Consider the following 13,686-nt stretch of genomic DNA (forward strand, 5'->3'; position numbering starts at 1 on the left):
GGAGGCGGGCCCTGCGGCCCTATGGCTGAGCGTCCGGCCCGTCGAGGCCGACCACCAGGACGGCGGCGTCGTCGTCGTGCCCCACCCGCTCGGCGCCCTTGATCACGGCCGCCGCGAGCGCGTCCACGTCCATGCCCGCCACCGCGGCGATGCCCGCGAGCCGCGTCACCTGATCCAGTCCCTCCTCCAGCGGCATCGACGGCCCCTCCACGACACCGTCCGTGAGCAGTACGAACACACCGCCCGTGGTGAGTTCGTACCGGGTCACCGGATACGGCGTCCCCGTCTGGACACCCAGCGGCGGACCGCCCTCGTCCGCGGTGAGGCCGGACTTCCCGTCGGCCGTGGCCCAGATGCAGGGCAGGTGCCCCGCCCGCGCGCTCTCCAGCACCCCGGCGCACGGATCGAGTCGCATGAAGGTGCAGGTGGCGAACAGGTCCGAGCCGAGGGACAGCAGCAGATCGTTGGTCCGGGCCAGGACCTCGCCCGGCTCACTGGTGACGGAGGCCAGGGCCCGCAGTCCGGCCCGCACCTGCCCCATGAAGGCGGCCGCCTCGATGTTGTGGCCCTGGACGTCACCGATGGACAGACCGATGCGGCCGTCGCCCAGTGTGAAGGCGTCGTACCAGTCGCCGCCCACGTTGAGGCCCTGGCACGCGGGCGCGTAGCGCACGGCCAGATGCAGCCGCCGGGCGACGGGCAGATCGCGCGGGAGCATGTCGCTCTGCAGCGCGAGGGCCAGTTCGACCCGGGAGCGCTGCATCTCGGCCTGGGCTCGCGCCTGGGCCGTCAGGTCCCCGAGCCTGGTCAGCAGCTCGTCGCCGTCGTCCGTGGTGCCGGTGCGGGACATTGATCACTCCGGCGAGGGTGGTCACGGTCGGTGACAACCCTCGGTGGCAAATCACCTAAAATGCGTCCATAGGATGATACTCAGTTGAGGGCTTGGACGACGACTCGCGCACTCCGAGGGTGCTCACCGCATCGAGCGGACCACCCCGGAGTCCGTACGCCTGCCGACCGCCGCCAGGACGAAGGTCACGCTGATCAGCAACGCCCAGGCGCCGAACTTCGCCACACCCACCGGCTCCCAGCCGTGCTCCTGGTACGGATAGCGCCACGCGCCGACCAGGGTGGCCAGATTCTCCGCCACCCACAGGAAGAACCCGATCAGGACGAACGACACGGCCAGCGGCATCTGCCGGCGCACGCCCCGCACCGTGAAGCGCACCGACGTCCTCAGCGTGACGGCCACCAGCAGCCCGGCCAGCACCCACCGCACGTCGGGCAGCCAGTGATGACTGAAGAAGTTGACGTAGATGGCCGCGGCCACCGCGGCGGTCGCACGCGGCCGGTAGCGCACGATCTCCAGGTCGAACAGATGCCAGGCGCGGCAGATGTAGCTGCCGACGGCCGCGTAGAGGAAACCTCCGTAGAGCGGGACACCGGCGAACTTCAGCACAGCCGGTTCCGGGTAGCTCCAGGAGCCGAGCGACACCTTCACCAGCTCGAAGGCCAGACCGATGACATGGCAGACCGCGATGACGGCGACGTCCCGCCCGTTCTCCCAGCCGCGCATCCAGAACACCAGCGTGAGCAGCACGCCGTAGACGACCAGCAGGTCGTAGCGCGCCACGGGGAGTTCGGGCAGCAGCGTGGACATGGCCACGCCGCACAGCAGGGCGATGGCGAAGGCGCAGGCCCGTGTCTGTGTCCAGGCGAAGTCGAGCAGCTGACGCACCGGTCCGGCCCAGGGGCCGGTGAGGCTTGAAGGGATCATGGTGCCCTGTAGGACGGCATCGCACGCCGACCGGTTGCGGCGACTCTCCCGCCCGCCGCTCGTGGGGCGAGGGGCCGAAGATCCGCTTTACGGTATCCTGGTGCGATCTGTTCCGAAATGGGCCCTTTTATCGTCCGGCTGCGCGCCCATCGTGTTGATCATGGGCTGGGCGGTGTCGGCATCCCTGCAGGGCCCCTCCTACGACCCCGCCGTCCAGACGATCAGCGTCCTCGCGGCACCCGGCGGCTCCAGCTACTGGGTGATGACAGCCGCCTTCATCACCCTGGGCATCTGCCACCTGCTCACCGCCTGGGGACTGCGCCCGGCCGCGCCCGCGGGACGCGCCGCCCTGGCGGCCGGGGGTGTGTCGGCCTTGGCCGTGGCCCTGTTTCCGGCGCCGAGCAGCGGCGGCTCCCTCACCCACGGTTCGGTCGCCGTCGTCGGCTTCGTCGTCCTCGCGGTCTGGCCCGTTCTGGCCGCCAGAAGGGGGGACACCGTGCCCTGGGCCCTGAGGCCCTACCCCTCCCTGGGGGCGACCGTCGTCATGGCGCTGGGGGCGGCATGGTTCCTGGCCGAAATCCACCAGCAAGGTGCCCCTGGCGCCGCCGAACGCGCGGTGACGACGATCCAGTCGGTCTGGCCTTTCACGGTCGTCCTGTCCTGCTTCTCCGTTCCCCGGTCCGCACGCGACGAGTACCGGGGCTGACCTCACTCCCCGTCCCGGTAGTCAGGTTCGAGGGCCTCACAGCGGCTGCCGCGTGAGGGTGCCCCAGAGCAGGAGCGTGCCGGCGTCGCCGCCGACGGCGAGCGTGCGGCCGTAGAGCGAGGGCGCCCACTTCCTTCCGAGCTGTACGCCATCTCAGCGGGAAGCCAGACCCCGCTCCTGGGCCGCCGCTCCGAAGTAGTCGCCGCCCTTGCGCTTGACGTCGTCCGTGCCCCAGGCCTGCTCCCCGTCGGCCGCGGAACCGTCCGCCCTGCCGGCGTTCGGCCGGAGCGGTGCCGGGACCAGCCTCGGTATGTGCTTCGAGCAGTGGATGTACGCCTCCTCGACCTCGACCTCCACCCATACGTGGGGACGGCGGCCGGGCACCGGATCAACCGGTAGGCCCGGACACCTCCGGCGCATCGTGTCGTCGGCGACCAGCCGCGCCCGGCCGTTGACATGCAGACCGATGCGGTCCCGGGAGAAGTCGATCATCAGCAGGCCGACGTGGGGGTTCTCCCGGATGTTGCCGAGCGAGGCCATGACGCCGTTCCCGCGGTACTCCGGGTAGGCCAAAGCCTTTTCATCGAGTACCCGGAGAAAGCCGGGCGGTCCGGCCCGGAAGGTGCTGTCGCACTCGCCGTGACTGTCCGAGGTCGCGAGGAAGAACATCTCCTGGCGGGCCACGAACTCCCGCATACGGGGGTTGAGCCGGTCCAGCACCTGCTCGTCGTAGAACCGGTCGGCGCGGTCGACGGTGCCCAACTCGTGCTGGATCTGGTGCTCGCCATGACTTCCGGGCCGGTCTGTCCGCTCATCGTGGTGCAACGGTCCTCCTGACGGGGATCTCGGATCACCTCGGCCCAAGTGGCTGATTCGGCCACCTGGCAGGCCGAAAAGCACCACCGGCCATGCGGAAGAGGGTAGAGCAGTCGTTCGCAGGGACTGATGGCTGCTTCTTTTGGCGTAGGAGTTCTTGTTCTCAATTCGCTACTTATGTGACGCGATGCAACCGTCTACATATGATTTCGTCACAGAACGCTCAAAAAATGTTCAGCACTCGCGACTGCCGCCGCCGCAGGGCGAGTACGGCCTTCGTGCTCTTCGCGGTCGCCGCGATACTCGGCGTCGCCACCAGAGCGGAGGCCCTTCCGGCTGCCCAGTTCGGACCTGACTGGGACGCCATCGCCGCGTGCGAGTCCGGTGGGAACTGGAAGGCGAACACCGGCAACGGCCATTACGGCGGCCTGCAGTTCACCCAGTCCAGCTGGGTGGCCGCCGGGGGACGGAAGTTCGCCCCGCGCGCCGATCTGGCCACCCGCAAGGAGCAGATCGCCGTGGCCAGGCGTTTGGCCGCGCTGCAGGGCATGTCCGCATGGTCCTGCGCGTGAGTGAAGTGGCCCCGGTCGCCGCCGACTTCTGAGCCACTGGGCACCTGCTCAGCCGATGGCGAGTCAGAACTCACCGTGCGGATGGCTGGTTGCGATGGTTCCCCCGCTCCTGAGCACCGGCACCGCTTCGAGCACGAGTATGGCGAGGTCGTCGGCGATGGGCTGGTTGCTGAAGTCATGGGTGATCTGGCGGATCCGCTCGGCGATGGCTTTGGCGCCGAGGCCGGTACACGTGGCGAGTATGCGTGCGAGGCCGTTGTCGTCGTCGAGTTGATGCGCGCCGTTGCGGCGTTCGGTGACGCCGTCGGTGACACAGAGGAGTGTTTCGCCTGGTGTGAGGGTGATGGTGTCGGCGTGGTAGTTGGTGTGTTCTTCCACGCCCAGGAGTATTTGGGGGTGCGCGGCGGAGGTGACGGTGCCGTTCGTCGTCAGTCGCAGGGGCGGCGGATGTCCGGCGCTGGCGATGGTGCACCGGGTGTTGCCGGTGACGGCGTCGGGTTCGAGTTCTCCGTAGAGCAGGCTGAGCAGGCGGGGGCCTTCGTGTTCGCCACGGGGTGCGGTCGTTTCGGCGGCTTCCTCGGCCATCGCGCGGTTGAGGCGGTTGAGGAGGGTTTCGACGCCGTGGCCCTCGCGTGCGAGCAGCCGTACGAGGTGGCGGGCGAGGCCCGTGACGGACATGGCTTCCATGTCGTGGCCGGAGACGTCACCGAGAAGGAAGCACCACCGGTGCCCGCCCATGGGGAACAGGTCGTAGAAGTCACCGCCGACGGTCTGCCCCTCCGCCCAGGGCTCGTAGACGATCGCCGTGTCGACGCCGGGGATGGCGGCGAGTGAGGCGGGGAGCTGCCGGCGCTGGAGCGTGCGGCTGATCGTGGCCTGGCGGGTGTAGTGGCGGGCGGTGACCACCGCCTGGGCCGTGCGGCGGGCGACGTCCTCGACGAGCCGTACGACGGTGTCGGTGAGTTCGGGTTGGCCTGCCTGGCCGATGAGGAGCGTGCCGTGGTACCGGCCACCGGCGACGAGGGGGAAGGCCAGTGCGGAGCCGCCTGTGTTGCGGTCGGCCTCGTCGGGGGCGGATTCGCATTCGGGCCAGGGCCAGGGGAGACCGGTCGTGCTGAGCGCCGCGCTCGGGGGATCTTTCTCCAGGGACCGGCGGAGGGCGCGGATGTGCTGTTCGTCGGTGTGCCAGACGCGGGAGAGCCGTACCCCGGCGTGGTCGGTGGTGAGCCATATGGCGCACCAGTCGGCGAGTCTGGGCACCAGCAGCTGTCCGGCGAGGGCGGCGACCATGTCCTCGTCCAGCTGTCCTGCGAGGAGCTCTCCGGCCTCGGCGAGGAACCACTGTCCTTCGCGCTCCGCCCACTGTGCTCTGTGAGCGGGGTGTCCGCGCGGCAGCACGGGCTCGGGGGGAGGCGGCGGGCGACGGGCGGCCTCGGCCGGGAGGCCGGCGATGCGGCGCTCGGTGGCGGCGAGCGGAGGCGCCGTCGTCGCGCATTCCAGGCGCACCCACGTCGCCCTTCCGGTACGCCGGCAGGTCACGCCCCAGGATTCGGCCAATGTGTGCATGAGCTGCCTGCGGTAGCCGTGCACGGGGCTGTGCGGGCTTGTCGTGCCGCCTGGGCGCCGGGCGGTGCCGTGCTCCAGCACCTCGACCACGACACCCACCCACCCGGTCCCGGCTTGCACGGCTTCGGCCCACCCGGCCCCGGAACCGGTCGGTGCGGCCCCGGCTCCGGCCTCGAGGTGACAGGCGACTTCCAGCCCGGACCCGGAGTGTGCGGCGGCATTGGTGACGAGTTCGCTGGCGAGGAGCACGGCATCGTCGACCGACCGGTCGCTGATCGCCGGCGCGGTGGGGGAGTGGGGCGCGGTCCGTTCGGTGAGCACGGCACGTACGAACTTGCGTGCCGCCACGGCCGCGAGTTCGTTGGCGGGTACATGCATCCGTGCTGCTGGTGTTGAACGCGGACCCAAGGACCGTCCTGTCTGCGACCCCGCTTGTGGCCTCACGGCAACCCCTGCCCAGCTCACTGCGGACCAGTACAGGTCGAATGTAGCCTAAATGGGGAGTGGTCATATTTTGTGCCAAGAGAAGTGTGTTGCCATGGATTCTGTCGCTCGCTCCGAACTCGCTTCCTCCGAGCCGGAATCCGGGGAGCGGGAGCCCGCTGGAACCGGTTCCACGGCCCCGGACCGACCTTCCGCCGACCCCGGGGACGAGTGGGTGCACGTGGCTCAGCTGCGTCCGCTGCTGGCGGCCATGAGATCTCTTTGTGACGGCGACTTCACGGTACGCATGGGTAACGTGCCCGAAGGCATCCTGGCCGAGCTGGCGGGGGAGTTCGACCAGATCACCACGCGGAACGCGCATCTGGCTTTGGAGCTGGAGCGGGTGCGCAGGGAGGTGCTCCGGCAGGGGCGGCTGGACGAGCGGCTGGCGGCGAGCCCCGGGTCGGGCGGATGGACGACGGGCGTGGACGCGGCCAACGCGCTGCTGGAGGCGCTGGCCGTCCCGATCGTGAACGCCACGCGCGTCCTGGACGCGGTCGCCGACGGCGATCTGACGCAGCGCGCCGACCTGCACGACGGCAGGCGCCAGCACCGCGGTGATCTGCGGCGCCTGGGGCGCGGGGTGAACCGCATGGTGGAGCAGCTGTCGCTGTTCACCGGTGAGCTGACCCGCGTCTCCCGGGAGGTCGGTACCGAGGGCCGTCTCGGAGGGCGTGCCACGGTGCAGGGGCTGTCCGGCGACTGGCGCTACGTGACCGAGGCCGTCAACACGATGGCGTCCCGGCTGACCGCGCAGGTGCGCGACATCGCGGTGGTGACCACGGCGGTCGCACGCGGCGATCTGACCCGGCAGGTCACGGTGGAGGCGACCGGCGAGCTGCTGGAGCTCAAGCTGACGGTCAACACCATGGTCGACCAGCTGCGGGCGTTCGCCGACGAGGTCACCCGGGTCTCCCGCGAGGTCGGCACGGAGGGACAGCTGGGCGGCCGGGCCCAGGTACCCGGCGTGTCCGGGGTGTGGAAGGACCTCACGGACAACGTCAACTTCATGGCGTCGAACCTGACCTCCCAGGTCCGCAACATCGCCCAGGTGACCACGGCCGTCGCCACCGGCGATCTGAGCCAGAAGATCACGGTGGACGCCCGGGGCGAGATCCTCCAGCTGAAGCTGACGGTGAACACGATGGTCGACCAGCTGTCGGCGTTCGCGGGCGAGGTCACCCGGGTCGCCCGCGAGGTGGGCACCGAGGGCCGTCTCGGCGGCCGGGCCCAGGTCCGCGGGGTCTCGGGGGTGTGGAAGGACCTCACCGAGAACGTCAACTTCATGGCGGACAACCTGACCTCGCAGGTGCGCAACATCGCCCAGGTGGCGACGGCGGTCGCCCAGGGCGACCTGGGCAAGACGATCACGGTGGAGGCCAAGGGCGAGATCCTGGAGCTCAAGTCGACGATCAACACGATGGTCGACCAGCTGTCGGCGTTCGCGGGCGAGGTCACCCGGGTCGCCCGCGAGGTCGGTACCGAGGGCAATCTGGGCGGGCAGGCGCAGGTCCGCGGAGTGTCGGGAGTGTGGGAGGAGCTGACGGACAACGTCAACTTCATGGCGTCGAACCTGACTTCGCAGGTGCGCAACATCGCCCAGGTGACGACGTCCGTCGCCAACGGCGACCTGTCGAAGAAGATCACCGTCGACGCCCGCGGCGAGATCCTGCAGCTGAAGGAGACCGTGAACACGATGGTCGACCAGCTGCGGGCGTTCGCCGATGAGGTCACCCGGGTCGCCCGCGAGGTCGGTACCGAGGGCCGCCTGGGGGGCCGGGCCCAGGTCCGCGGGGCGTCGGGGGTGTGGAAGGACCTCACGGACAACGTCAACTTCATGGCCTACAACCTGACCTCGCAGGTCCGCAACATCGCCCAGGTGGCCACGGCCGTCGCCCAGGGCGACCTGTCCAAGAAGATCGACGTGGACGCGCGCGGCGAGATCCTGGAGCTGAAGACCACCATCAACACGATGGTCGACACGCTCTCCTCGTTCTCCTCCGAGGTCACCCGCGTCGCCCGGGAGGTCGGCAGCGAGGGGCAGCTGGGCGGCCAGGCGCGAGTCGAGGGCGTCTACGGAACGTGGAAACGGCTGACCACCAACGTCAACGAGCTGGCGCTGAATCTCACCACCCAGGTCCGCGCGATCGCGGAGGTGGCCAGCGCGGTCACCCAGGGCGACATGTCCCGCGCCATCACGGTCGAGGCTCAGGGCGAGGTCGCCGAGCTGAAGGACAACATCAACCTCATGGTCTCCAATCTCCGCGAGACCACCCGTGCCAAGGACTGGCTGGAGTCGAACCTGACCCGCATGGCCGCGCTCATGCAGGGCCACCGCGACCTGGTGGAGGTCGCCGACCTGATCCTGCGCGAGCTGACGCCACTGGTGAACGCGCAGTTCGGTGCGTTCTTCCTGGCCGAGGCGGGGGCGCCGCCGGGTGAGGGCCTGGAGTTCATCGCCGGGTACGGCACCGACCAGGCCGGCGGGGGCAGCCCGCTGCCGGGCACCGGCACCCCGGGCCGCGGGCTGATCGCACAGGCCGCGCAGGAGAAGAAGCGCATCCTCATCACGGACGTCCCGCCCGACTACATCACCATCAACTCCGGGCTCGGCACGGCCCGTCCGGCCAGCATCGTCATCCTGCCCATCCTCTTCGAGGACCAGGTGCTCGGAGTGATCGAGCTCGCCTCGCTCAGCAAGTTCAACGATGTGCACCTGGCCTTCATCGACCAGTTCGTCAACACGATCGGCGTCTCGACCAACACGATCATCGCCAACTCCCGTACGGAGTCGCTGCTGTCGGAGTCCCAGCGGCTCACCTCCGAACTGCGCGAGCGGTCCGACGAACTGCAGCGCTCCAACGCCGAACTCGAGGAGAAGGCCGCACTGCTCGCGACCGCCTCGCAGTACAAGTCGGAGTTCCTGGCGAACATGTCGCACGAACTGCGCACGCCGCTGAACTCCCTGCTGATCCTGGCCCGGCTGCTCGCCGACAACCCCGACGGTCACCTGGCCGAGCAGGAGGTGCAGTTCGCGACCACCATCTACCGCTCCGGCTCGGACCTGCTCCAGCTGATCAGCGACATCCTCGACCTGTCGAAGATCGAGGCCGGACGGATGGACGTGCGCCCCAAGACCCTCCCGCTGATCAAGCTGCTCGACTACGTCCACGCGACCTTCCGGCCGCTCACCATCGACCGCGGCCTGGGCTTCGAGATCGCGGTCGAGAAGGACGTACCGGGCGAGCTGTACTCCGACGAGCAGCGCCTTCAGCAGGTACTGCGCAATCTGCTGTCCAACGCGGTGAAGTTCACTCACGACGGTCATGTGGAGCTGCGCGTCAGCCGGGTGCTGGGCATGCACTTCACCGAGGAGACGCTCAGGAACGCCGAAGCCGTCATCGCGTTCTCCGTGAAGGACACCGGGATCGGCATCGCCCCCGAGAAGCTTCCGATGATCTTCGAGGCGTTCCAGCAGTCCGAGGGCACCACCAACCGCAAGTACGGCGGTACCGGCCTCGGCCTGTCCATCAGCCGGGAGATCGCCGGAATGCTCGGCGGCAAGATCGTCGCCGAGAGCGAGCCGGGCGTGGGCTCGCGCTTCACCCTCTACATCCCCGCCCTCCACCCCGGCGCCACCGCGGTACAGGGCCCCGCCGACCCGCGCACCGCCGGCACCGCGCCCGCCCCTCCGGAAGCCGGGCCCCCGGCGGACGGCGCCGGGGATTCCTCACCCGAGCACATGCTCGACAGCGCGGAAACCCTCCAGCCCGGCACCCCGGCCCCGGATCACCTGCCGGACGATCTGGCGGGCGGACAGACCACCGAACCCGCCAACGGCCGCGAGGACACCTGGCCGGAGACCACACGGCTCAAGGAATGGCTCAGCGGCCGCCCCGGCCGCGTCCTGGCGGGCCGCCGCATCCTCATCGTCGACGACGACATCCGCAACGTCTTCGCCCTCACCCACGCACTGGGCCGGGTCGGCATCACCGTGCGGTACGCCGAGAACGGCCGGGAGGGCCTCGAGGTCCTGGAACGTGCCGCTGACCTCTCCCTGGTCCTGATGGACATCATGATGCCCGAGATGGACGGGTACGAGACCATCCGCACCATCCGGGACACCCCCCGGCTCGCCCACCTGCCGATCATCGCCCTCACCGCCAAGGCCATGCCCCAGGACCGCGACAAGGCGATCGACAGCGGAGCCAATGACTACGTGCCCAAACCGGTCAACATCGACCGTCTGCTCTCGGCCATCTGCGACCTGCTCGACCCGCCCACCGAGCCCTCGGTGCCCGCACAGGCCCCGGGTGCCGCCGACGAACCGGGACCACCACCCGCTCACGACGCCGCCGACGACCCGCCTGAGGACGCACGATGAACACCAACCTGGCCCACCCGTGCAGCATCCTCATCGTCGACGACATGGAGGAGAACCTCATCGCCTTCGAAGCCGTACTCGGCCCACTGCACCAGCACCTGGTCCGCGCACGCTCCGGAGAACAGGCCCTGAAGGCCATGCTGCGCCAGGAGTTCGCCGTCGTCCTGCTCGACGTCCGCATGCCCGGCATGGACGGCTTCGAGACCGCCGCCAACATCAAGCGCCTCGACCAGACCAAGGACGTCCCCATCATCCTGGTGACCGGCACCGAGGGCGGCGCCGACTACGCCTACCGGGGATACGCCATCGGCGCCGCCGACTTCATCGCCAAACCGGTCGACCCCTGGGTGCTGCGCACCAAGGTCACCGTCTTCCTCGATCTGCACCGCAAGAACCGCCAGCTGGCGATGCGCGCAACCGGCACGGACACGGACCGGCTCACAGAGATCACCCAACAGCTCTCCGAGATCGAACTGCTCCTGCGCGACAGACCGGAAGGCGAACCCGGCACGGCAGCGCTCGCCGACCGCATCGCAGAGGTGGAGCGTGCCGTGGGATCCCTCCTTTCGGGCGACGTCACGCACGCACCCGGAGTCAACCCCTGATCGGGTTAAAGAAGCAGGTTAAATGGCGAGGTAAGGGTTGCTAGGGTGGCCGTGCGAAGGGAGATCCGCATGGCCACGGAGGAAGAGCTGTTCGCGTCCGTCGACGCGCTGTTGGAGGAGGAGCCGCAGCTCCCGCCCCCGGCGGAACGCGCCCGGTTGCGTGAGGCCGCCGGTATCACCCAGGCCCGTCTCGCTCTCGCACTGAAGACGTCGACGCAGACGGTGAAGAACTACGAGAACGGCAGGAGCGAGCCGAAATCGCCCCGCCTGGAGGCGTACCAGCGCCTGCTCAACGGCTGGGCGGCGAAATACCCCGCGCACGGCACCCCAACGGCCCCAGCCGCCCCGCCGCGACACGAGACACCGGCCACCCTCACCGACCCGGCCGCCCCCGAACCTAAGAGCTCAGCGCCGGTGGAGACGCCCGCCGTCCAGACCGCCCCTCAGCCCTCCGCCCGTCCGGCCGCCCGCCCAGTGACGTCGTCGCGGCGCCCGGCCGCGAAGAACGCCACCAAGCCCCCAGTCGACTCCGGCTTCCCGCACGGCCCGCTCGCCGTCCTGGACGACGACGGCTCCGCGTACGGCGTTGACGGGATCGTGCTGGACTGCCCCGCCTCCACCATCCCGGAGTTGGTGGAGTGGACGCTGCACGAGTCCGGGCTCGGCGCGTCCAGACTGCACCGCAACGGCCGTGACGCCGATCCGCTGATCGTGCTCACCACGGCCGCCGCCGTGAAGCTCGGCTTGCCCGAGCGGTTGGAGGACCGCCGGGGCCTGCGGCTGGCGGAGGATCACCCGGTCGTCAAGCAGCTCGCCAGGGCGAAGTGGAAGCTGACCCAACGCGGATTCGGCCCCTGGGCCCGCGTGTACCGCCCGGCCCAGGGCAACCAGCGGCAGTGCGTGCAGCTCGCCGTCCTGCCCTGGGACGCCCTCGACGAGCGGTCCTGGCCCGGCGTCGCGGACTCGGCGCCTGCCGACATCGCCCGCGTCCTGGGCGTCTACGCACAGCGGGTCCTCACCCCGCGCGGGTCGACGGCCGTCTCAGGACTGGAGCTGATGACAGCGCTGCGCCCGCCCACGCGCGCGGTGCAGGACCGTACGACCGGCCAGTGGAGTTCGGGCCACAACCCCGGCTCGCTCGGAACGGAACCGATCGACCCGGCCCCGCCGGAGTGCGTCCCCGAACACCCACTGGTCGTGCACCACGACTGGCAGGGCGGCTTCCTCGACGAGGAGGCCTACCAGTGGGTGCGCGACGTCAACCTGCTCACCGGGGACGAGGTCTCCCTGCCCTGGGCGCTCGGCCTCGACCTGAACACCGCCTTCCTCGCCTCCGCCGCCCGCCTGGTGGTCGGCCTGTCCGCCCCGGACCACTTCCACACCCCGAAGTTCAACCCGAAGATTCCAGGCTCCTGGCTGGTCGACCTCTCGCACGTCGAGCTCGACCCGCGTCTGCCCAGCCCGTTCACACCGTCCGGCATCCCTCCCGCCGGCCCGGCCTGGTATCAGACCCACACCGTCGCCTACGCCCAGGAACTCGGCTACAACGTCCAGCCGCTGGAGGCGTACCTGCGGCGGGAGACCGGCGCCTATCTGGACCCGTGGCACGACCGGCTGCGGACCGCGTACCTCGACACCATGGCCGACCTCGGCGTCACCCGGGACCTGGACGACCACGTGTTCCTCGCCGCCATGGAGCGGCACAAGGACGCCGACCCGGCCATGGCCGCCGTGCTCGCCGCCATCAAGGCCACGGTGAAGGGCGGAGTCGGCAAACTCCGCGAGCGCCCTCAGGGCAAGAACTACAAGGAGGGCGATGCCTGGCCGGCCATGGAGCGCCCGACCTGGCGCCCGGACATCCGGGCCGCGGTCATCTCCAAGGCCCGGGTCAACATGCACCGCAAGCTGCTCAACATGGCCCGGATGACGGGCCTGTACCCGCTCGCCGTGCTGTCCGACTGCGTCGTCTACCCCTCGCCGTCCCGCTCGCCGATCGACATCCTCCCCTACAGCACGTCCGGCAAGCCCATCCCCGGCACCTTCCGCCTCGGGCCCACCCCGGGCCTGGCGAAGTTCGAAGGCGTCCAGGAGATGTCCTGGGCGGTCGACCTGATGGAGGCGGGCTACAACCCCGCCCGCCACATCAAGGGCGGCGACGCCGTCCTGGAAGAAGGGGAGTAGCCGGTGAGGGAGATCGAGGACGCGATCGAACGTGCCGACCGGGAGTCCTTCACCCGTGAGCCGCCCAAGACGCTGAAGGGCCGGATCGGCTATCTGATCCGGCAGTTGGGCAGCGCGAAGGCCGTCGCCCAGGAGATCGGCGTCACCGCCGACTCCGTGAACCGGTACCGGCGCGGCGCCCGCAAGCACCCCCGCGCCGACGTCGCCGCGAAGATCGACGAGGCGGTACGGGCCCGCTGGCAGCCGCAGGTACGCAAGCGCCGCCGGCGACAGGCCGCCACCACGGGCGGCATCACGGTGGAGACGAGGGCCCGGTTCGGCTACACCGCGCCGATCGGCACAACGGACGACGGCCGCTTCCGCCGCCTCACGGTCCACCTCCCACCGGAGTACGCCGGCCGGCTCTTCGACGCTCGCGACGCCGGCGCCGGCGACCAGCAGCTGCGGCAGATCATCGCCGACGGATTCAAGGACGTGTACTTCCAGGACGGCGGAGTCCGCGCGATGGGCCTGTCGGACGTCGCCATCAACGACATCGACTACCTGGATCTCGACTACTGACGAGGCCTCCGGCGAACACGAGCTCTTGCCGGAGT

10 protein-coding genes are annotated in these 13,686 nt (G+C 69.7%); 6 read left to right on the top strand and 4 right to left on the bottom strand.

The annotated features are described in order from the left end of the window. Positions 1 to 19: 19 nt before the first annotated feature. Both AC07DF_RS10580 and AC07DF_RS10585 read right to left on the bottom strand, forming a co-directional pair. The gene (locus AC07DF_RS10580; protein ID WP_478969123.1) at positions 20 to 850 is read right to left on the bottom strand and encodes a PP2C family protein-serine/threonine phosphatase; all 831 of its coding nucleotides are present in this window, start codon (positions 848 to 850) and stop codon (positions 20 to 22) included. A gap of 123 nt (positions 851 to 973) precedes the next feature. Further along, positions 974 to 1,777: a DUF817 domain-containing protein gene (locus tag AC07DF_RS10585; RefSeq protein ID WP_478969125.1), complete on the bottom strand. Its 804-nt coding sequence runs from the start codon at positions 1,775 to 1,777 to the stop codon at positions 974 to 976. 100 nt (positions 1,778 to 1,877) lie between these two features. Between AC07DF_RS10585 and AC07DF_RS10590 the strand changes: the two genes are divergently transcribed. Beyond that, a complete protein-coding gene (locus tag AC07DF_RS10590; protein WP_478969127.1) occupies positions 1,878 to 2,483 on the top strand; it encodes a DUF998 domain-containing protein in 606 nt (201 codons plus the stop codon). A 153-nt stretch (positions 2,484 to 2,636) separates the two neighbouring features. On the opposite strand, the gene AC07DF_RS10595 is transcribed toward AC07DF_RS10590, so the two are convergent. Beyond that, a complete protein-coding gene (locus AC07DF_RS10595) occupies positions 2,637 to 3,308 on the bottom strand; it encodes a pyridoxamine 5'-phosphate oxidase family protein (protein WP_478969129.1) in 672 nt (223 codons plus the stop codon). A 221-nt stretch (positions 3,309 to 3,529) separates the two neighbouring features. Between AC07DF_RS10595 and AC07DF_RS10600 the strand changes: the two genes are divergently transcribed. Beyond that, positions 3,530 to 3,871: a transglycosylase family protein gene (locus AC07DF_RS10600; protein ID WP_478969131.1), complete on the top strand. Its 342-nt coding sequence runs from the start codon at positions 3,530 to 3,532 to the stop codon at positions 3,869 to 3,871. Between the two features lie 63 nt (positions 3,872 to 3,934). On the opposite strand, the gene AC07DF_RS10605 is transcribed toward AC07DF_RS10600, so the two are convergent. Further along, the gene (locus AC07DF_RS10605) at positions 3,935 to 5,815 is read right to left on the bottom strand and encodes a SpoIIE family protein phosphatase (protein ID WP_478969133.1); all 1,881 of its coding nucleotides are present in this window, start codon (positions 5,813 to 5,815) and stop codon (positions 3,935 to 3,937) included. Between the two features lie 316 nt (positions 5,816 to 6,131). Between AC07DF_RS10605 and AC07DF_RS10610 the strand changes: the two genes are divergently transcribed. From AC07DF_RS10610 to tpg, 4 genes are all read left to right on the top strand, one after another. Continuing rightward, entirely contained in the window at positions 6,132 to 10,304 is a 4,173-nt protein-coding gene (locus AC07DF_RS10610; protein ID WP_478969135.1) for a HAMP domain-containing protein, read from the top strand. Next, complete coding sequence (locus AC07DF_RS10615; protein WP_478969137.1) at positions 10,301 to 10,909, top strand: response regulator; 609 nt, start codon at positions 10,301 to 10,303, stop codon at positions 10,907 to 10,909. The genes AC07DF_RS10610 and AC07DF_RS10615 overlap by 4 nt, the downstream gene beginning before the upstream one ends. A gap of 69 nt (positions 10,910 to 10,978) precedes the next feature. Next, positions 10,979 to 13,090 carry a telomere-associated protein Tap gene (gene tap, locus AC07DF_RS10620; RefSeq protein ID WP_478969139.1) on the top strand — a complete coding sequence of 704 codons (2,112 nt, stop codon included), beginning with the start codon at positions 10,979 to 10,981 and terminating at the stop codon, positions 13,088 to 13,090. A gap of 3 nt (positions 13,091 to 13,093) precedes the next feature. Beyond that, the gene (gene tpg / locus AC07DF_RS10625; RefSeq protein ID WP_478969142.1) at positions 13,094 to 13,651 is read left to right on the top strand and encodes a telomere-protecting terminal protein Tpg; all 558 of its coding nucleotides are present in this window, start codon (positions 13,094 to 13,096) and stop codon (positions 13,649 to 13,651) included. Positions 13,652 to 13,686 lie beyond the last annotated feature (35 nt).

Source organism: Streptomyces sp. NPDC044719 (genome assembly GCF_056433405.1).

Bases quoted from the DNA above. Each gene is read 5' to 3' on its own strand.
- AC07DF_RS10600 (WP_478969131.1), top strand. From the start codon at position 3,530: ATGTTCAGCACTCGCGACTGCCGCCGCCGCAGGGCGAGTACGGCCTTC.
- AC07DF_RS10610 (WP_478969135.1), top strand. From the start codon at position 6,132: ATGAGATCTCTTTGTGACGGCGACTTCACGGTACGCATGGGTAACGTG.
- AC07DF_RS10585 (WP_478969125.1), bottom strand. From the start codon at position 1,777: ATGATCCCTTCAAGCCTCACCGGCCCCTGGGCCGGACCGGTGCGTCAG.
- AC07DF_RS10605 (WP_478969133.1), bottom strand. From the start codon at position 5,815: ATGCATGTACCCGCCAACGAACTCGCGGCCGTGGCGGCACGCAAGTTC.
- tap (WP_478969139.1), top strand. From the start codon at position 10,979: ATGGCCACGGAGGAAGAGCTGTTCGCGTCCGTCGACGCGCTGTTGGAG.
- AC07DF_RS10580 (WP_478969123.1), bottom strand. From the start codon at position 850: ATGTCCCGCACCGGCACCACGGACGACGGCGACGAGCTGCTGACCAGG.
- AC07DF_RS10615 (WP_478969137.1), top strand. From the start codon at position 10,301: ATGAACACCAACCTGGCCCACCCGTGCAGCATCCTCATCGTCGACGAC.